Origin of the sequence: Flavivirga amylovorans (assembly GCF_030540875.1) — a bacterium.
Classification (GTDB): domain Bacteria; phylum Bacteroidota; class Bacteroidia; order Flavobacteriales; family Flavobacteriaceae; genus Flavivirga; species Flavivirga amylovorans.
On record NZ_JAUOEM010000011.1, the window covers coordinates 1 to 20,015 of the forward strand.

General features: G+C 30.9%; 22 protein-coding genes, 1 tRNA gene and 1 pseudogene. 10 read left to right on the forward strand and 14 right to left on the reverse strand.

Annotated features, from left to right (window positions below; genetic code table 11):
• Window positions 1-349: 349 nt before the first annotated feature.
• From ruvX to Q4Q39_RS20130, 6 genes are all read left to right on the forward strand, one after another.
• Window positions 350-760, forward strand: a complete 411-nt coding sequence (gene ruvX / locus Q4Q39_RS20105) for a Holliday junction resolvase RuvX (protein ID WP_303284386.1) — start codon at window positions 350-352, stop codon at window positions 758-760.
• Window positions 761-849: 89 nt separating this feature from the next.
• Window positions 850-1,440, forward strand: coding sequence for a peptide deformylase (def, locus tag Q4Q39_RS20110; RefSeq protein WP_303284387.1), 591 nt, complete (start codon window positions 850-852; stop codon window positions 1,438-1,440).
• A gap of 57 nt (window positions 1,441-1,497) precedes the next feature.
• A complete protein-coding gene (locus Q4Q39_RS20115) occupies window positions 1,498-1,929 on the forward strand; it encodes a DUF5606 family protein (RefSeq protein WP_303284389.1) in 432 nt (143 codons plus the stop codon).
• Between the two features lie 96 nt (window positions 1,930-2,025).
• Entirely contained in the window at window positions 2,026-2,697 is a 672-nt protein-coding gene (locus tag Q4Q39_RS20120) for a Crp/Fnr family transcriptional regulator (protein WP_303284390.1), read from the forward strand.
• A gap of 73 nt (window positions 2,698-2,770) precedes the next feature.
• Window positions 2,771-3,664, forward strand: a complete 894-nt coding sequence (locus Q4Q39_RS20125; protein ID WP_303284391.1) for an anti-sigma factor — start codon at window positions 2,771-2,773, stop codon at window positions 3,662-3,664.
• Between the two features lie 75 nt (window positions 3,665-3,739).
• Complete coding sequence (locus Q4Q39_RS20130) at window positions 3,740-4,303, forward strand: TlpA family protein disulfide reductase (RefSeq protein WP_303284392.1); 564 nt, start codon at window positions 3,740-3,742, stop codon at window positions 4,301-4,303.
• Here Q4Q39_RS20130 and Q4Q39_RS20135 read toward each other — a convergent pair.
• From Q4Q39_RS20135 to Q4Q39_RS20165, 7 genes are all read right to left on the reverse strand, one after another.
• Complete coding sequence (locus Q4Q39_RS20135; RefSeq protein WP_303284393.1) at window positions 4,281-4,991, reverse strand: lycopene cyclase domain-containing protein; 711 nt, start codon at window positions 4,989-4,991, stop codon at window positions 4,281-4,283. The two genes, Q4Q39_RS20130 and Q4Q39_RS20135, sit on opposite strands and share 23 nt — an antisense overlap.
• A 3-nt stretch (window positions 4,992-4,994) precedes the next feature.
• Window positions 4,995-5,444: a sterol desaturase family protein gene (locus Q4Q39_RS20140; RefSeq protein WP_303284394.1), complete on the reverse strand. Its 450-nt coding sequence runs from the start codon at window positions 5,442-5,444 to the stop codon at window positions 4,995-4,997.
• Between the two features lie 9 nt (window positions 5,445-5,453).
• Entirely contained in the window at window positions 5,454-6,293 is an 840-nt protein-coding gene (locus tag Q4Q39_RS20145) for a phytoene/squalene synthase family protein (protein WP_303284396.1), read from the reverse strand.
• Between the two features lie 2 nt (window positions 6,294-6,295).
• Window positions 6,296-7,759 carry a bifunctional phytoene desaturase/3,4-desaturase gene (gene crtID / locus Q4Q39_RS20150; protein WP_303284397.1) on the reverse strand — a complete coding sequence of 488 codons (1,464 nt, stop codon included), beginning with the start codon at window positions 7,757-7,759 and terminating at the stop codon, window positions 6,296-6,298.
• A 44-nt stretch (window positions 7,760-7,803) separates the two neighbouring features.
• Window positions 7,804-8,703, reverse strand: coding sequence for a MerR family transcriptional regulator (locus Q4Q39_RS20155; RefSeq protein ID WP_303284398.1), 900 nt, complete (start codon window positions 8,701-8,703; stop codon window positions 7,804-7,806).
• Between the two features lie 268 nt (window positions 8,704-8,971).
• The gene (locus tag Q4Q39_RS20160) at window positions 8,972-9,124 is read right to left on the reverse strand and encodes a hypothetical protein (RefSeq protein WP_303284399.1); all 153 of its coding nucleotides are present in this window, start codon (window positions 9,122-9,124) and stop codon (window positions 8,972-8,974) included.
• A gap of 59 nt (window positions 9,125-9,183) precedes the next feature.
• Window positions 9,184-9,561: a PaaI family thioesterase gene (locus tag Q4Q39_RS20165; protein ID WP_303284400.1), complete on the reverse strand. Its 378-nt coding sequence runs from the start codon at window positions 9,559-9,561 to the stop codon at window positions 9,184-9,186.
• 287 nt (window positions 9,562-9,848) lie between these two features.
• Here Q4Q39_RS20165 and Q4Q39_RS20170 point away from each other — a divergent pair, with 287 nt between their 5' ends.
• The gene (locus Q4Q39_RS20170; RefSeq protein ID WP_303284401.1) at window positions 9,849-10,019 is read left to right on the forward strand and encodes a nitroreductase family protein; all 171 of its coding nucleotides are present in this window, start codon (window positions 9,849-9,851) and stop codon (window positions 10,017-10,019) included.
• Between the two features lie 58 nt (window positions 10,020-10,077).
• On the opposite strand, the gene Q4Q39_RS20175 is transcribed toward Q4Q39_RS20170, so the two are convergent.
• Window positions 10,078-10,163 (reverse strand) — tRNA-Leu (locus Q4Q39_RS20175).
• Window positions 10,164-10,568: 405 nt separating this feature from the next.
• Here Q4Q39_RS20175 and Q4Q39_RS20180 point away from each other — a divergent pair.
• Both Q4Q39_RS20180 and Q4Q39_RS20185 read left to right on the forward strand, forming a co-directional pair.
• Complete coding sequence (locus Q4Q39_RS20180) at window positions 10,569-12,083, forward strand: NADP-dependent isocitrate dehydrogenase (RefSeq protein WP_303284402.1); 1,515 nt, start codon at window positions 10,569-10,571, stop codon at window positions 12,081-12,083.
• A 225-nt stretch (window positions 12,084-12,308) separates the two neighbouring features.
• On the forward strand, window positions 12,309-12,593 hold the full coding sequence (locus tag Q4Q39_RS20185) for a hypothetical protein (protein WP_303284404.1): 285 nt from the start codon (window positions 12,309-12,311) through the stop codon (window positions 12,591-12,593).
• A gap of 155 nt (window positions 12,594-12,748) precedes the next feature.
• Here Q4Q39_RS20185 and Q4Q39_RS20190 read toward each other — a convergent pair whose 3' ends face one another.
• From Q4Q39_RS20190 to Q4Q39_RS20660, 6 genes and pseudogenes are all read right to left on the reverse strand, one after another.
• Window positions 12,749-13,558, reverse strand: coding sequence for a carbonic anhydrase family protein (locus Q4Q39_RS20190; RefSeq protein WP_303284405.1), 810 nt, complete (start codon window positions 13,556-13,558; stop codon window positions 12,749-12,751).
• 24 nt (window positions 13,559-13,582) lie between these two features.
• On the reverse strand, window positions 13,583-14,497 hold the full coding sequence (locus Q4Q39_RS20195; protein WP_303284406.1) for a YitT family protein: 915 nt from the start codon (window positions 14,495-14,497) through the stop codon (window positions 13,583-13,585).
• Between the two features lie 10 nt (window positions 14,498-14,507).
• Complete coding sequence (locus Q4Q39_RS20200; RefSeq protein ID WP_303284407.1) at window positions 14,508-14,825, reverse strand: hypothetical protein; 318 nt, start codon at window positions 14,823-14,825, stop codon at window positions 14,508-14,510.
• An 18-nt stretch (window positions 14,826-14,843) separates the two neighbouring features.
• Entirely contained in the window at window positions 14,844-15,668 is an 825-nt protein-coding gene (locus tag Q4Q39_RS20205) for an RsiV family protein (protein WP_303284408.1), read from the reverse strand.
• 272 nt (window positions 15,669-15,940) lie between these two features.
• Window positions 15,941-16,201, reverse strand: coding sequence for a LysR substrate-binding domain-containing protein (locus Q4Q39_RS20210; RefSeq protein WP_345075355.1), 261 nt, complete (start codon window positions 16,199-16,201; stop codon window positions 15,941-15,943).
• A 321-nt stretch (window positions 16,202-16,522) separates the two neighbouring features.
• Window positions 16,523-16,657 (reverse strand): annotated as a pseudogene (locus Q4Q39_RS20660) (AraC family transcriptional regulator); the annotation flags it as partial.
• 895 nt (window positions 16,658-17,552) lie between these two features.
• Between Q4Q39_RS20660 and Q4Q39_RS20215 the strand changes: the two are divergent.
• Window positions 17,553-20,009, forward strand: coding sequence for a glycosyl hydrolase family 95 catalytic domain-containing protein (locus tag Q4Q39_RS20215; protein ID WP_303284409.1), 2,457 nt, complete (start codon window positions 17,553-17,555; stop codon window positions 20,007-20,009).
• Window positions 20,010-20,015 lie beyond the last annotated feature (6 nt).

Consider the following 20,015-nt stretch of genomic DNA (forward strand, 5'->3'; position numbering starts at 1 on the left):
TGAAAATGGAAATTAGGAACCTTGCAATTGCAATAATTATAACTCATACTGGAGGTGATCCCAATATGATTTTTAAAAAAGAAACATAAAAAAAGTGGTCAGAATTTCTTCCGACCACTACTATCTGAAAAGACAGCCTTTTTTGTTTTAACCCAGATTATGTATTAGAACTTTGGCATGAAGGTTGAAAATGCAATAAAATCTATATATTATTAATTTCAGCATAGCACCGCTATGGTCAAATTAAAAAATACAGTAAAACGTTAGATTTTGCAGTAGTTTTAATCTGTAATAGATTTTCTAATGCTTAATACGGGTTTAATAAACTATTTTTGTACAAAATAGATATATGGGACGCATTTTAGCAATAGATTATGGTACTAAGAGAACTGGTATAGCGGTAACAGATGAGTTACAAATTATAGCCTCTGGGCTTACTACTGTTAATACAAAAGAACTTTTAAAGTTTTTAAAAGACTATTCTACTAAAGAACAGGTTGAATTGTTTTTAGTAGGAGAACCAAAACAAATGGATAATACCGTTTCGGAAAGTGAAATTCACATTCTTCCATTTATAGAGAATTTAAAAAAGGAATTCCCTAATATACCAGTTAAGAGAGTTGATGAGCGATTTACTTCTAAAATGGCTTTTCAAACGATGATTGATAGTGGTTTAAAAAAGAATCAGCGAAAAAATAAAGCATTAATAGACGAAATTAGCGCCACACTTATTTTACAAAGTTATTTGTATTCCAAGTAAGTAGGCTTCATTTAGAATAAATCTTATATAAATTATACCAGTAAATTATAGTATTAGTATTTTTGCAAATATAAAACACTGAGCAAATAATGATTTTACCAATAGTAGCCTATGGCGACCCAGTCTTAAAAAAGAAAGGAAAGGACATAACGAAAGAGTATCCAAAACTTGACACGCTTTTAGATAATATGTTTGAAACTATGTATAATGCCTATGGTGTTGGTTTAGCAGCTCCTCAAATAGGGTTACCAATTAGATTATTTTTGGTTGATACGACACCTTTTGCTGAAGATGAAGATTTAACTGAGGAAGAACAAAAGGTATTGAAAGGCTTTAAACGCGTTTTTATTAATGCCAAAATAACCAAGGAAGAAGGGGATGAATGGGCTTTTAATGAAGGTTGCTTAAGCATTCCAGATGTTAGAGAAGATGTTTTTAGAAAGCCAAAAATAACTGTTGAGTATGTAGATGAAAATTTTAAGCCGCACACAGAAGTTTTTGATGGATTGATAGCCAGAGTTATACAACATGAATATGATCATATTGAGGGTGTTTTATTTACAGATAAACTGTCTAGTTTAAAAAAACGATTAATAAAGGGAAGGCTTACTAACATATCTAAAGGGAAGATTAGTGTTGATTATAGAATGCGTTTTCCCGATCAAAAAAAGAAGCGATAATATTTGCAAGCAATTAATAAACAGCAGATATTTGCTCCTCTCTTTTAATAAATAATTATGAGTTTAGATAAAGTACTATCAATTGGTGGAAAACCAGGATTATATAAATTAATAGCGCAAACACGAGGAGGTTTTGTTGCAGAGTCGTTAATAGACAATAAGCGTATTTCTGTAAGTGTACAAAACAATATTAGCATTTTAAGTGAAATTGCAATCTACACTTTAACAGAAGAAATACCATTAAAGCAAGTTCTTAAAAGTATTAAGGAAAAAGAAAATGGCGAACAAGCTTCTGTAAAGCCGAAAGATAGTAAAGACAAATTAGAAGAATACTTCTTTAATGTGTTACCAGATTATGATGAAGATAGGGTATATGCAAGTGATATTAAAAAAATAATACAATGGTATAATTTATTACAAAAACACGATATGTTGGACTTTTCAGATTCTGAAGAAGAACCCGAAACAGTATCAGACGAAGAAGAATAACATTTTAAACCTCCAATTTGGAGGTTTTTTTATACTTATCTGTAAGCTTTTTTAGTCTCTTTCGACTGTAACCGAGATAACAAAAAGAATAAAATAATGAAATCACTTTGGTTTTTTGATGATGTCAATCTTTTCAAGGTGCTTTGTCCCCACAAATTTAAAGCTTACAAATCAAATCACGATTTTGATGCTTACAAAAAGAAAGACTATATATACTTTGAAGAAGACTCTGCAAACAAAGTATATCTTATAGAAAAGGGAAAAGTTAAAATAGGATATTACAGCGAAGAAGGAGACGAAGTTGTTAAAGCTATTTTAACTCGTGGCGAGCTATTTGGTGAAACGGCTATTCTTGGAGAATCTAAGCGAGAAGAATTCGCCCAATCGATTGACAATACTACAAGTATTTGCCCTATAGGTGTAGATACTATGCATGATTTAATGCGAAACAATCAGACCTTCAGTTTTAAAGTGTATAAAGTAATTGGTTTTAAATTAAAAAAATTAGAACGACGATTGCAGTTATTACTATTTAAAGATACCAAAACACGTCTTATAGAATTTTTAGATGAGTTATGTTCTGATTATGGATACGATTGTGAAAAAACGGGAGATAAAGTGATTCATCATCCATATACACAAAAAGATATAGCTTCTTTAATTGGTACTTCTAGGCCTACATTAAATATACTTTTAAACGAATTAAAGGAGGAAAAAGTAATTCAATTTACTAGAAAAGAAATAAGAATCCATAAAAATATTGCTTAATGTTAGATGGCTAACATTTTATAAAATCTGTGTGCTTTAATTTTGAAGTATTAAAAACTTTAAAAAAAACACAATGATTAAGAAAATGTTTATAGTTACAGTATTAGCAATAGGATTATTGGCTAGTTCTTGTAGCAACGATGATGATAATGCACCATCGACTGCCAGTTTAAGTTTAGATTTGAATGGTTTAGAAGCATTAGGTAGCGATTATGTTTACGAAGGCTGGATAATCGTAGACGGCGCACCAGTTTCAACAGGAACGTTTAGCTCGGTTACATTCCCACAATCTTTTACAGTAGATGCTACTCAATTAGAAAATGCAACAAGATTTGTATTATCAATTGAACCAGCAGGAGAAACTGGAACAGCTGCAGCAACACCAGCAGATACAAAAATTTTAGTAGGTGATTTTTCAGGAGATAGAGCACCTGTTAATACAGCTGTTGTAGGTGATTTTAGTGCCTCTTGGGGAAAAGCTTTTCTAAGAACCCCAACAGATGAAGTGCCAGGAAGTGGTAATAACGGTAATGATGAAAACGGTATTTGGTTTGGAACACCACAAATGACAGGCCCTCCAACAGCTGGTCTAGGATTACCTGTTTTGCCTGCTGGATGGAAATATGAAGGATGGGTTGTTGTAGATGGTGTTGGGCCATTAACAACAGGAACGTTTACGAGCTTTACAGCTGTAGATGATTCTAATGATTTTAGTGGAACAGAAAATAATGCTGGACCTCCAGTACCAGGAGAGGATTTCTTCAACAATGAACCTGCTGGATTTACATTTCCATTAGATGTAAGAGGTCTTACGGCTGTTATTTCTGTAGAACCAGATCCAGATAATTCTCCTGCACCTTTTACTCTAAAACCTTTAGTTGGTACTATAGGTCAAGATACAGCTCCGGCTACTCACGATCTTACATATAGCTCAGCTTCATTTCCAACAGGATGGGCTATTAGATAAGTTAATTAATTTTATACTTTTGTTAGATTTCAGGCATAGTTTCGACATAGAAACTATGCCTTTTAATTTATATATATGTTAAGAAGAAAAAAAATTAGTTTAAAGAATATTGTGTATCTAGTTGTAATTGCCGTTTTAATTATTCCACAAACCCGACAACCTATACAAATACTTTTGCATAAAGGGCTGGCACTTTTTAGTCCATCAGTAATCAGTCAAGAGAAACAAACAAGTTTAGTAAACTATGATTGGATGCTTAAAGATAATCAAGGTGGAAATTTAGATTTTGAAGAAGTAAAAGGACGTGTTGTTTTAGTGAATTTTTGGGCAACGTGGTGTCCGCCATGCATTGCGGAAATGCCCAGTATGCAAGCGCTTTATAATGATTATAAAGATCGCGTAGAATTTGTTTTTGTTTCTAATGAAGATCACGCTGTAATCGATCCATTTTTAAATAAAAACAGTTATACTTTTAAAGTGTATAACCCATTAACCAAGTATCCAGAATCTTTTGATATTACTAGTATTCCACGAACGTTTTTAATAAATACAGAAGGAGATATTATAATTGATAAAAATGGCGCTGCGAATTGGAATAGTGATACCGTTAGAAAAACTATTGATGATTTATTGAATTAGCACGTTTTCTTTTGGATTCATAATGGGTCATGATAAATAAATTCATAAGAATAAGCGTAAAAGCATATACGGTATCTTCAATTGGAATTGTAAACAACCTAATATTCAAATTTTCTGAATTATTATACCAAACAACTTCGTCTGTAATAAAACTACCAGTCAATACCCCATTTACTATGAAAAAAGGGATAAGCATGACTAAAAATGTTAAGTAGAAGTTACTTAATAAATTAGGATTCCTTTTTATAACAAAGGCAATTAAAATAGTTGCTAATACAAAATTTATAAATGTATACCATTTGCTACTATTATAAACGGAAAGGATTACTAGCAGAAATATGAGCAAGTAGCTAATAGTTTTAGTCGTAGCTCGCGATAATTTCAAATTTGGAAAATAATATAATAATGCAAAATGTGTGAAAGTACATGCATAAGGTATGCATATAAAAAAGAGCCATTCTTCTATAGGTAAAGAAAACAATTTGAAACCTAAAAAATAATCTTGATTAAATCCCCAAATACCATTTATTGTAAAAATAATATCCCAGGGAATAAATATAGCCATACTTATTAAGAGGCCTATGAGTAAAGATTTCCAGCGCTTGTAAAATTTTAATTTAGGATGAAAACTAAACAAAAAGGGAATTGATAAAGATCCCAAGTTTAATAGCAGATATAAATAATCCATCTGTTATTTTTTAAAGTATTTAAAGGGGACAAATAACATTCCAAAACATTCTCCATCTTTTTTACCCAAATGTTTATGATGTATTTTATGAGCACGTCTTACGCCTTTAGCATACCAATTATTGGCATTTCTAAATAATTTAAAACGTTGATGTATAAAAATATCATGTACCATAAAATAAGATAGACCATAAGCAAATATGCCTATACCTATTGGTAAACCAGCCCAAAAACTTGTATATTTCCATAGTAAGAAAAAAACAATGCTAACTACAGCATAAAATATGAAGAAAGCATCGTTACGCTCAAACCAACTCTCGTGATCTTTTTGGTGATGATCCTTGTGTAAAGACCATAAAAAACCATGCATCACATATTTATGCGTAAACCAAGCCATAAACTCCATAAAGCAATAAGTTCCTAAAAAAATCAATATCCAAAATACTGTATGCATCCTATAAAATTACATTAAATTTAATTGATATTTTACATAACTGCGCATTAAGATTTCTATTTTTTTAGGATTAGAAACTCGTATTCTGGTATTTTTTATTTGAAGAGCTGGTGTCTTTTTTAGCTTCTTTAATAGTTGGTGATAGTACCTGTATGCCATAAAAACACCAAATTTGGCTTCTATTGGTAGTTTTTTAATACCACTTAAACCTTTTGCAAAATCTGCTTCAATATCATCTATAATGCTTTGTTTAGAAGCTTCATCTAAATTGTTTAGATCTGTTTTAGGAAAATAAGTTCTGTTTAAATCATCATGGTCAGTTTTTAAGTCTCTTAAAAAGTTTACTTTTTGAAAAGCAGAGCCTAAGGACATGGCAGTATCTTTAAGCGTTTCATACTTAACATGGTCTCCTTTTACAAATACTTTTAAGCACATAAGTCCTACTACATCGGCAGATCCATAAATATAAGCTTTGAATTCTTCTTCTGTAAGATATTTTGTTTTGTGCAAGTCCATGCGCATACTTTTCATAAAAGCATCTACTAAATTTTTATCTAAACTATATTTATGAAATGTATGTTGAAAAGAATTGAGTATAGGGTTTAAGCTAATTTTATCTTTTAATGCAAGTTCTAAATCTTCAGAAAATTTATTAAATAAATGCTCTTTATTGTAATCATGAAAAGAATCAACAATCTCATCAGCGAAACGAACAAAGCCATAGATGTTATAAATATCCATTCTAATAGATTTAGAAAGCATTTTTGTCGCTAACGAAAAAGACGTGCTATAGGTCTTAGTGACAAGTTTGCTACAATTATAAGAGACTGTATCAAATAGTAATTTCATAATTAATTATGGTGTTTTGTTACTAAATCTGCTACTAATTTCCCCGAAATTAACGAAGGAGGAACGCCAGGTCCAGGAACTGTTAATTGGCCAGTAAAAAATAAATTTTTTACTTTTTTACTTTTTAATTTTGGTCTTAAAAAAGCGGTTTGCGTTAATGTATTTGCCATTCCGTATGCATTTCCTTTATACGAATTGTAATCATTAATAAAATCGTTAATACAAAAACTTTCTTTAAATATAACATGTTTTTTTACATTTTGAGAGGTTAAACTTTCAAAACGACTCATTATTTTATCAAAATAAGCTTCTCTTAACTCTGGAGTATCTTCTAATCCTGGAGCCAAAGGAATTAAAAAAATACCCGCCTCTTTTCCTTCTGGAGCAGAGTTTATATCTGTTTTACTTGGGAAACTAGCATAAAATAATGGGTTTTCTGGCCACTTCGGATCGTCATAAATGGCTTCGGCATGAATATCAAAATCTACATCAAAAAACAAGGTATGATGGTTTACGTTTTTCAATTTTTTATCAAATCCGATATAAAATAGGAGCGAGGATGGTGCAAATGTTTTTTTGGTCCAATAATTTTCAGAATATTGTCTGTATGGCTTTTCTAAAAGGGTTTCGGTATGATGGTAATCGGCACCACTTACAACAATGTTAGACGTATATGTTTTTCCATTTGAAATAAGGCCTTTATACTCCCCATTTTCTACAACAATTTTTTCTATTGGAGCATCTGTCTTAATAGTAACGCCTAATTCTTTTGCCAATTTTTCCATGGCTAAAATCACTTCATACATACCTTTTTTAGGGTGAAATGTACCCAGTCCAAAATCAGCATAATTCATAAAACTGTAAAAAGAAGGCGTATCACTTGGTTTTGCTCCTAAAAACAAAACAGGAAATTCAAGAATCTTAATAAGTTTATCACTTTTAAATTCTTTTCTAACATCCCTTTTTATATTACTGAAAAATTGATCAAATTTCTTAATAGTTGAAAAGGTTACTAATTCTAAAGGTGAGACTCCTGGATTATAGACCAAATCTTTAATAGCTATATCGTAATTGCTCTTTGCTTGATTAATGAACTTTTTAAGCTTTTTAGAGCTTCCTGGTTCTTCATTTTCAAAAGCAATAGTTATTTTTTCTAGGGTATCTTCTATGGTTATTTGGTCATCTTTACCAAAATAAACACTGTAAGCGGGGTTTAGTTTTTCTAAGGAATAATAATCTTCAGGAGATTTATTGAAGTCTGAAAAAAAACGCTCAAACACGTCTGGCATCCAATACCAGGTTGGACCAATATCAAAAGTAAAGCCCTCTTTTATAAGTTGTCTAGCCCGACCTCCAATGGTTTTGTTCTTTTCAAAAATTGTTACATCGTATCCTGCTTTTGCTAAGTAGCATGAAGCAGCTAAAGACGAAAATCCAGAACCTATTATATTTACAGTTGATTTCATATTGTTTAACAAATATAGTTAAAAGTTAAACAAAATAAAAATATTTATAAATCATTAACCAAACTTTCAATCGAATTGAAGATACTTATTTTTTTGGGAAGGTTAGAAACGTTATACTCTGATACCTTTTTTCCTAGTAATAAAAGTTTTGTGCTTTCTCTTTTTAGTAAGGTCTCATTAAATTTGTTAATATAATCTGGAATCTCTTGTTCAGGAGGATAAACGGTGAAATAAGAAATAAAAGTAATTTCTTCAAAAAAGTCTAATAAATCTGTAAGACTTTCCATTGGAACACTTTCTCCAAGAAAAATAGTATGATATCCTTTGCTTCTTAATTGATAATTAATGAATAGAAGTCCAATATCATGAATTTCATTATCTGGTAAAAACAACACATACGTTTTAGAAACAGGTTTAGGCTCTAAAATTTGTAGCCTTTCAGTATTTAAAAGAATCTTTTGTTTAATATGAATGGATAAAAAATGTTCATGGGCAGGCGTAATAGTGTTGGTTTGCCATAAAACCCCAATTTCATTTAATAGTGGTAAAAAAACCGTATAGAAAATTTCACTAAAAGATTTAGTTTCTAGTAAATTATTATAGGTACTGTAGAATAACACTTGATCAAAGTTTATCATTGCCATTTTGAGAGCATTGATGGCATGATCTTCAACTTTAGCTCTAGAGGCTATTTCTCTAACTTTAATAGGAATTTCTTCTTCTTTGAGGTTAGCAATTTTTGATATTTTTAAGCCATTATTATTTAAGTACGATATGTTTAGCAATTTTTGAAAGCTAGCTAAACTATAGTTTCTTATGTTCGTGTCCGATCGATTTGGGCGTAATAAATCATAACGCTTTTCCCAAATACGTATAGTGTGAGCTTTGATCCCTGTAAGGTTTTCTAAGTCTTTAATACTAAAGTTAACCTTAATGTTGTTCATTGTTTTTTTATTTTAGTTAAACAAAATTACATAAATAAATCGATAAAACGTAAAAAAACTATAAAACTATTGATATTTAGGTATAAAGTATGGGGAGGTGTATGCAATTATTGATGCTGTTTAACCAAAAATATACTAGTAATTAATGGCATGAAATTCAAATCATTATTACTAATCTGCTTTTTATGTAGATAAAGGTTCAGGGAGCCATATTGAGTACACTTTAATTTTACTAGTCCTCTTTTTAATATTATTAGATTGGTTTGACCTATTTGATTAAATGCCCAATATCATTTTCTATATGATTCTTTTTAGTAGAAAGATGTTTCGTTAAAACATCCTGGATGGCGTCTTTCACATCTTCAACAGATCCTAAAATATTATGAGCGTAAGGAAATAATAAGTTTTGACAGTTTTTCAATTGTAAATTTTTTGAGTTCTATTGAAGTGACAAATTGAACAATAAAAACGTGACATTAATTATTTGTCTGGTTTGTTTTTTAATTCAATTAAAGTAGTTTGCGAAGCTGCACAAAGCTTTTCTTTATCATTTTTTCTTATAAAAACCTCAGATCTACAAATGGTTAATGTACGTCCGTTTTTTAAAACGTTAGCTTTAGCGATTAAGAGGTCTCCATCTCCAGGAGACATAAGATTTAATTTAAATTCAACAGTTAACACGGAAGAATCTTCTTCCATTAATGAAAAACTAGCATAACCAGCAGCATTATCTGCTATGGTACTTATTATACCAGCATGAAAAAAACCATGTTGTTGTGTTAGCGTTACATCATATGGTATTTGAATTTCGCAATATCCGGGTTTTACATCAATCAATTTAGCATTGATTAATGTCATGAACTGTTGCCTTTGAAAACTCTCTTCAACTTTCTTCCTGAAATCAGTAAATTTTGGTTTGAAATCCATTCTCTATATAAAATCTGCCTATGATAGCTAAGATACAAAAGGAAAGGATTATAATGAAAAGAGACACTAACCAGTAGATACTATAAATGTTTTTATATTTCATGAAAGACAGTCTATCGAAAAAAAACGATATGGAATGGTAGTCTTGGTCAAAAAATCAAACATAATTTAGCACTATCAAATTTATAGATGGCTTGTGCAGAATTAAAAATTGATGCTTGTCCTATAGAGGTTTTGAACCTGAACTGTACAACGAGATTTTGAATCTTGAAGAGAAAGGTCTTAGTGAACCTGTATTAGCCAAGGTAGGGTATAGGTCTGCAGAAGATGTAGCACGGTTTAGATTAAAAGTTAGAAAACCCTTTGAGCGTTTATTTGTAGACATTTAATTTTAAAAAACCCTTCAATAATCGATGCATATTATTGAAGGGTTATAAAATATACTTGTGCGCACGAGAAGATTCGAACTTCCACATCCTAAAACGGATACTGGCCCCTCAAGCCAGCGCGTCTACCAATTCCGCCACGTGCGCAAAATGAACTGTGCAAAAATAGAAAAAGTTAAGCAATATTACTTCATTCTTATTTACCAATTTTCTCTTATTTATAGAGTGAAACAGGTGGTTTTTAGATGCTATTTATTTAACTAATCTGGTTATTCCACTTATTTAGCTTTTCTATTTTATCAATTTATTTAAAATAAGAACCATCAGCTTTTGCTCTTTTAAGTATTCTAAATTTTATTAATATTATAATATTAAATATATGATGTTTTGATTTACAGGTTTTTATGTTCTTATTAAAAGAGTTTTATTTTTCGCTTCAATTAAATCAAATAATATGAGTTATATGTTTTGTTTATGTATTTCATAAAATATATAAATAAAAATTTATGATTTATAATTTAGACCTTTGCTTTAATCATAAAAAAAGTAAAGATGAAAAACAACCTATTAGTTCAAGAATCGAATGCAGAAATTACAGATAAAAAAGTAAAAGTTGCCATTGCAGAAGGTGACGGTATTGGTCCAGAAATAATGTCGGCTACTATGGATATTCTGAAAGCAGCAGGGGCCAATATTGAGACCGAACTTATCGAACTAGGAGAACAGGTTTATTTGTCGGGAAATACATCGGGTATTAAATCGGAATCATGGGATGTAATAAATCGTACTAAGCTTATCTTAAAAGCTCCAATAACTACACCACAAGGTAAAGGATATAAAAGTTTAAATGTAACACTTAGAAAGTCACTTGGATTATATGCAAATGTTCGTCCTGTTAGTTCTTTATACCCATTTGTTAAGACACACTTTCCGAATATGGATGTGGTAATTATAAGAGAGAACGAGGAAGACCTCTATGCTGGAATTGAACATCAACAGACACAAGATGTGGTACAATGTCTCAAACTTATTACAAGACCTGGTTGTGAACGAATTATTCGATATGCATTTGAATATGCGAGGGCCTATGGAAGAAAAAAAGTGACCTGTATGGTGAAAGATAATATCATGAAATTGACAGATGGGTTGTTTCATCAAGTTTTTAATGAGATAGCATTAGATTATGATGACATTAAAAGTGACTCTCAGATTATAGACATAGGAGCTGCAAAACTTGCTGCACATCCAGAAAACTATGATGTTGTTGTTACTTCTAATTTATATGGAGATATTATTTCAGATATAGCAGCTGAAATAGCTGGTTCAGTAGGGATGGCAGGTTCTGCAAATATTGGTGCTAATGTAGCTATGTTTGAAGCAATTCACGGTTCAGCACCTGATATTGCAGGGAAAAATATAGCAAATCCTTCAGGGCTCATTAATGCTGCCGTATTGATGCTGGCTCACATTGGGCAAATAAAGATTGCCGATAAAATTAAAAATGCCTGGTTAGCAACACTGGAGCAAGGTTACCATACATCAGATATTTATCAGGAAGGTATTAGTAAAAAGAAAGTCTCTACGGAAGAATTTGCAAATGAAGTAATATCCAGATTAGGAAACCTGCCAAAAAAACTATCTGTAAGCAAGTTAACTGAAGGGTCGGGAGTTATAAAAACTTTCGAGTACAAAAGAAAAGAAACAACTAAGGTATTAGTAGGAGTAGATGTTTTTATTCATTGGGAGGGGTCAAACCCAAAAGAAATAGGACAGTCTTTATCTAAGATTAATTCGTATAATCTAAAATTAAAAATGATTACAAACCGTGGCGTTAAAGTATATCCCAACGGTTTAAAAGAGACTTATTGTACTGATCATTGGAGGTGTCGATTTGTAGCTTTAGATTCAGAAATACAAAAAGCAGTTCCTGTTTACCATGCTGTCAACTATGAACAAATAATAGCACTTTTATCTAAGCTACAAATTAAAGGGTTTGATTGTATAAAAACAGAAAATCTTTATGAGTTTGATGGAAAAAGAGGTTTTTCCCTTGGGCAGGGTGAATAAAAATAATCACTCCATGTCAGACTAGATTTATAATTGAACTCATCTTGACTTTTTATTTTTAACCGAAAATGAGGAAAAATTTCTTCAGATTAGGCACTTTTAGAAAGGCATAGCATCGCTACGGATGAAAAAAACAACGAAATATGAAGGAATTTGGACCATTTTTTAGGAAATAGAAAAAGTCAAGATGAGTTTATTAAAAAGAATTACGCAAAAAGATAACGAATGAACTATATTTATAATAATATTAAATTGGTTGAAGGTATTTATTCCCCGGTTAATTCTGCCGATGTATTATTATCCCTGATAGCTGATAAAATGAAATTTCATAATCTTCAGATCTTAAATGCGAAGCACGAAAATGATCCAAAAATAGTCCACGCGAAAATGAGGATAGAGGATCTTAAAGCATCCCGAAAATTGATTACTGAGTTGATTATTAAAGCACGTGACGAAGGATATTATATGAAAATAGATGGGATAATAAATATTGAAATGATTAAAAAATAATAGAAGCAGGTATAATCTCCAAAGGCACGATCAATTACTTCCGGACGAATTAATCGACTTGCCAAATTTTAATTAATAAAAAAAAATCGGTCATTCTCTGAAGATTACATAAATATAATAAAACTAAGAGTTATACTATATCATTATTATTTTTATTATAAAAATTCCACTTCTCCTGTTTTCATATTATAAACAGCACCAACTATTTTTAGAATGTCGTTTTGTTCCATTTCTTTCATCTTAGGAGATTTTTCTCGAATATCTGCTATCGTTTTTTTTACATTTTGATGAATGATATGGTTGGTAAAGCTTTCATCCTTAGAATTCGCTATGACGCCTTCTTTGCTCTTAACAACTGGTCGAATCTCGTTTAATAAATCTTGTAGAGCGTCTAGTCCCAATGAGGCAGCGTCTGTATTATCTATGGCGTGTTTTACGGCACCACAAGCTGTATGTCCAAGTACTATAACTACTTTAGATCCAGCAACTACCGTGGCAAATTCCATAGATCCAATAATTTCTTTATTTTCGATATTTCCCGCAACTCTTGCTACAAAAATGTCTCCAATTCCCAGATCAAAAACATCCTCTACAGGTACACGGCTATCCACACATGATAAAACAATGGCCTTTGGATATTGTCCAATGGCAGCAATACGCCTCTGCTCTGAATGATCTCTCTGAGTTAAGTTGTTATTAACAAAGTTTTCGTTTCCTTCTTGAAGTCTATTAATAATCTCTTCTGAAGACATCGAAGCTTGTTCTTTTGCTGTCAAGACACTTTTTACAACAACTTCTTTGGTGGGTTCGGTCTCGTCTTTTAAAATAGGTTTCTCCACTGATGTTTCTTTTTTACAAGAAATAAAAACCCCTAAGATTATAATTAACACAAAAATTACTTTTAATCTCATAACGTGTGTTTTTACGGTATCTTGAAGCCGTATTTTATTTGATAATAATTTCATATTTATAAGTTTTTAATTAAATAGCTAAACTTTTAAGATTTTTAAAGCATGTTTCTCTTTGTTAGAAAGATATCTTCTTAAAACACCTCCTTTAATATGGTTAATATCATATTCTATAACAAAAGCATGAGGGTCAATTTGATCAATGATTTTATTTATTTTACCAATTTCAATTCGGTTTATTATAGTATAAATTACTTCAAAATTTGTATTAACTCCTTGGTTTCCATATCCATAAATACCATTAAATACGGTCATTCCTGATCTTAATTCAGAAGTAATAGCTTCCTTGACCTGTTCATATTTTTTTGATACAATCATTACTCCAATAAAATTCTCAAATCCTTCTATAGTAAGATCTGTTATTTTTGCGGTTACCAAAAATGCCAAAATAGAATACATGGCAGTTTCTTTTGAAAAAATTATTGCTGTAATAGCAAAGAGTATAAAATTGAAAATTAAGATGACCTTTCCAATACTTATTCCAAAATGTCTATTGAGATATATTCCTAAAATCTCAGATCCGTCTAAAACTGCACCATTTTTTATGGTAATTCCTATTCCCAATCCCAGAAAAAGCCCTCCGAATATAGAAATCAATAATTTATCATTAGTGATCACTTGAAAATTTTCAAAATGAATAAAGACTGCTAAACTGATGATGCTTATCAAAGATTTAAAAAACATATATCTAGAAATCGTAAAATAAGCCAAGATCAGAAATGGAATACTAATAAGTAACAAAATTAAAGACATATTAACATCAAACTGTGTATTGAGTAAAATAGCAATTCCTGTAACGCCTCCATCCAAAAAACCATTAGGCAAAAGAAAAGCCTTCAATCCGATGCTAGCTAACAATACGCCTAAGGCAATTTTTAAGTATTCAAAAGTATTACGTATCATTCGATTTCTATCTTTGGTAGGCTGCTTGGTCATATAAATCTTTTTAAAATACAGTTATATAGTTTGCAATGGCATCTGACTGCTGTGGATCCATCTGTATAATCGGAATCGAATATAAAATTGGCATATTAGAACGATACATCTCTCTAAGCCTATCATTAAGATTGTTAAATTGTAAGTGTCTAATTATTCCAGAGATTACTATTTTTTTTAACCTAACTGTTCGGTTTTTTGTGCCTATTTTAGTCAATACACAGTTTTCCATAGATAAAACTGTTAAAAGATATTTACCTCTTAGTAAGAATTCGATGATTTCATCTTTTTGTGATTTATTTTTAGGGATGATGCATATTTTTACCATAACTTTTTATTTTAAGATTTAAAATAACATCTTTGATTTTTCTGTCAAAATGGGATATAGCTCTTCTATCTGCATTTCCAGAAAATAGTTTCCAGAATATGTTGGGCATATTGTACAATCATCAAAATAAAACTTTATGTACTTTGAATTTATAACAAAGTTGTTCTTGAATACCTCAAATTTATCTTGAGTCAACTCCCAGCAATCAATAAAAGAATCTTGTTCTTCAATACGTGTTTGTAATTCTTTATTTAGTTTAGATAATAAGAACGTGTCACTGTTATTCTTAAATATATCTTTATAAGTAATAAATGTACCAGTTTTTACATCATAATTAAGACCCTTAAACATAAAAGAATTATGATCTGTATGATCGTAATAATTAGCTTTATGCAACAGAATACTTAGAAATTGATTGTTTTTAGTATAAATTTTATAATCAATATTTCTTCTGTTTCTTTCAGCATCAATAAACAAAGGATCACAGGACAAATTATCGTTGTCAAGCACTTTCTGGATTGAATTTTCTGTTTTTAAATAAGTGTTTTTTATGTAAGAATTGAAATTGCTGAATATGGGATTGTAATTTTCATCGAGATGCGGATATCTATAACTAAGAATCAATGAATTTTCTTTCTTATAAAATTTTCGAGTGCTAATATAATTATATGATAATGTGTTTTGTTTTACCGTTAAAAAATCGGTTAATTCATCATGAGGCAAATCATTAAGGGTTTGTCTAACTTTTGAATCTTGATCGATCATTGCAATACGCTTATCATTTGGTATCATGTTGCATGATATAAAAGTAGCTACCAAAGAAATACAAATTATTTTTTTCATCTTTTAAAGTTTTTATTTATCACAAATTTCAATAAAATAATTCATATATTTTTATTTATATTTATAATGATTTGCATAAGAATATTTTATGCAAATGGTTTATATGAAAGTTAAATTCAAGAATGAATTATCGAGATGAATAATAGTGTTATTAAAAAAAAAAAATAATTTTAAATGACGATAAAATAGTATTTATCTGTTAATCAGATATTTAAAATAAAATATTGTATTTAAAAAAAGAATAAGCTTACAAGAGAATAGTAAACCATTATTTATAAACTTTCGAATTTTTTTTCGATTATTACATTTGTTTCCTTTTTTAAATATTTAAGAAAAGCATTAGCAACAAGCGAGAATTTCTTGTCTTTAAGCCAAATAATATGCCAGTTAGATCTCACAGGAAAACCTTCTACTGGGATAATCTGTAAACGTTTTGTTTTAAGTTCATTTCGTATTCCGATAAGTGGCATAATAGAATATCCAAGCCCTGAAATTACTGCCTGTTTTTCCGCTTCGTTAGATGTAAGCTCCATTTTTTTCTTACCGGAAGATTATTCTTTTCAATAAATTTTTCCATAGTATATCTAATTCCTGACCCTTGTTCACGTGAGTTGAAGCACTCTATTTTGAGAAGTCTGTTTTGTCGAGTTTACAGCTCCCTTCCTACTTATCCATAATACAAAATTGCAGCTAGTAGCCAAGTTAGTCTGCTCGTAGAAGTCCGGGATGTAGGTTATTAAGAAATTGAAAAACATAATAACGGAACTAAATCAGATTCCGATAGTCTTTTAATGCAATAAAGTAGATTAATAATGCCTTTTTATTTGGTTTTTAGCATAGAAACTCAGGTTCATCTAATCTTTTTGGGGTCTATATGATGAAGGCGATTTAGCCATAATGTTTTTAAACACTCTTGTAAAATAATAAGGGTCTTCATAACCTATGATTCTAGCTATTTCATTAATTCTTAGATTACTAAAATTTAATAGATGACAGGCTTTTGTATACTAAGAAATGTCAAATGTTCAATAGGCGAATGATCTCTATCCAACCTGCTCCTTTTATGCAAAAAAATAAGAATATATTCAGAACAATTTTGATTTCTTTCTATATAATAATGAAGTGATTTAAACTTTTTGTGTTTAAGCGAAAATTAATCATTTTTTGAATCATTTGAAGGCTTTTTTAAGTTGCATAGCAGAGCTACGGAAGGCAAAAAAGACAAAAATGAACTAAAAAGGGCAATTTTTTAGTAAATGGAAAAAGTTTAAATGACTTCAATACTTCGCATTTGGAAAAAAAACAATGTCTATTATATATAAATTCTTAGTAAATTTATTTTTTTTAAGTTTTTGGTTTACTTTTTGGGAATTACTAATATTTTATCTCCTTTAAGACTGTCCTTTTTTCTCATTATGCATTTTTATTAAAAATAGTAAAATAATCTATCTTTATCGTAAAAAAGTCTATTCCTATTTAGGTGACTACCTATTAATTTTATAAAATATTGAGTTGTACTGTGTAATATCAATAAATAATAGTCCAAAAAAATATAAATACGTCAGTCAATACGATGAAAGCGAGAGTTAGATCAGAAAAGTTGTGATTCCCACGTATGAGATTGGTGAACCTGAAAAAAATCCAATTTTTTTTAGAAAAACGTGTGTATCAAGGCAGTAGTGGTAAAATGTATCCTAATCCTACTATTGAGAAAATTCATAATGAGAAAATAGATAAAGAATGGTTAGGTTGTTTTCTTGAAAATGACTTTTTGAAAATAATGATTTAGCCAGAATTGAGTGGACGGGTGCAAACGGCATAATGCATTTAATAAGGATACCACAAGTACAACTAATAAAGAAATAACAATAGGAATTATAAAACATGAAAATCAATATAATAAATAGACTAAGCGTGCTTGCTATGATTGTAATGCTGATGTCGTGCTATACATCTGATGAAAGTCATGATATAGTATTGGTAAGTCATAAACCAGCACCTAAATGGCAAGATGGCCTTATTGCAGGGAATGGTATCCAAGGTATTATGGTTATGGGAGATCCACTTAATGAATCCATAGTACTCAATCATGAAAAACTTTGGGTGCCTGCTCAAGATGTTGCTTTTGATGTTCCGGATATGACTAAGGTTGTTGATGAAGTAAGAGCATTGGCAAAGAAAGGAGATTTTGGTGCTGCTGGTACCAGACTATACACTGCATTTGGAGAGGAGAATGCAAAAATGTTTCCAAAAGAAGCGTTTAAAAGATTAAAAGGGAAACAAAGTCCTCGTTTTGGACTGAACTATGTACACCCAGGAGCCAATCTTAATATTAAAATGCCAAAAAATGGTGAGATCAAGGATTATGCTAGATCTGTTAATTTAAGTAACGGAGAAATAGCTGTTCGTTGGACTGATGACAAAGGTACTTGGAGTAGAAATTGTTTTGTATCTAGAAGTGAAGATGCCTTGATCATGAGCATTAAAAATGAGAATAATGCTAAAATTGATTGTGCTATTCTTGTTGAAGAAATCCCCGGTTACGATATAAATGATATTAATAAACCTCAAGTGGTTGTTGATGCTGATGGCATTTATTTCCATACAAGTTATAAAAATAAATATTGGTTAGAAGAGCCAGAAGGTTATCATATCCTTACAAAAATTGATGCAAAAGGCGGAAATGTAACCTTTGATGACGGAGAAATTAAGATTGAAGGTGCTAATGAAGTAATTCTAAAAACAATCACCGATTTTCTTCCTAAATACTCTCAAAAATCAAGAGCACAATTGAGTGCTAAATTAGATGCTATTTCAGATTACGATAAAAGTTTAGCAAGTCACGATAAAATTCACAGAGCATTATTTGAACGTGTATCTTTCAGGTTAACAGATAAAGAACAACAAATATATGATACTGAAGCACTCATAAGTGAAGCGCAAAAGAATGGCCCTTCGCCAGCGTTTTTAGAGTGTATTTATGCGGTAGGTAGATATGCACTTATTTCTTCCTCTGGGGAATTGCCACCAACTTTAATGGGGATTTGGGGAAAAACTTGGCAACCTGCTTGGTGGGGGCATTATACCAACGATTCTAATTTGAATTTGGCTGTGTCTCATGGGAATACAGGTAATTTGCCAGAGATGATGGAAGCTTATTTCTCTTGGGTCGAATCACTTTATCCATATTGGGAAAGAAATGCTAAAAGGCTCTACGGAGCAAGAGGCTATATGGGTGGAATTGCACATGGTTGGAGACATGGATTAGCAATTGCTGGTTGGCATGAATGGACTGGTGCTGCAGGCTGGTTATCGGCATATTTTATTGAATACTATGAAATTACAAATGATAAAGAGTTTTTGAAAAACAGGGTTGTGCCTTTACTTGAGAATATTGCTTTGTTTTACGAAGACTTTTTAGAAGGTATGGAAGGTGATGATGGACATTATTTAATATATCCTAGTGTATCTCCTGAAAATAGACCTTCTAATATGGATGGTATTCGTGAATTTAGAACCGCTCCTAATGCAGCGTCCGAGATTGCAATCATTAGACAAAGTCTAGTGAGTTTAATAGAAGCATATAGATTGTTAGACTTAAAGCAAGACCGAATAGGAGCGTTAAAATCTATTATTGATAAATTACCACCATATCAAATAAATAAAGATGGAGCCATTGCTGAATGGATTCACCCTGATTTTGAAGACAATTATAATCATAGACACAATTCGCATCTATATGCTGTGTATCCTGGTATTGATATCAATCCTACGACTCCAGAATTGTACGATGCTTCAAAAATGGCCATTCAAAAGAGGCTGGCTACTGGTCAAGGAGACAGATCTGCTCATGGTTTTATGTATCAAGGCTTTTTTGGCGCACGCTTACAGGATCCATCTATTCCTTGGAATTCGTTTAACACCATAGCAAAAGAATCATTTTTGTATTCAAGCTTTATTACTTCACATAATCCTAAGCATAGAATTTACAATTTGGATGCTACGCTGTCAATGCCTGCTATTTTAAGTGAGATGTGTATCTATTCTCGTCCTGGCGTATTGAATGTTTTACCTGGAATTCCCCTAGATAAATTACCTAAAGGTAAACTGACTGGAATTCTTGCTAGAAAAGCCATTGTTATTCATGAATTATCGTGGAATGATGAGACTAAAAAAATCAAAATGAAGTTGAGCAGCCATATAAATCAATCTATATCAATAGAGAGTAGATTAACAATTATCAATATCAAAGGCGATGGTGTATCAGATAATGAGGATAATAGGTTCCTTAAATTAAATAAAAATAAACCAACAGAAATTGAGATTTCATATTCAAAGTAGTAACAA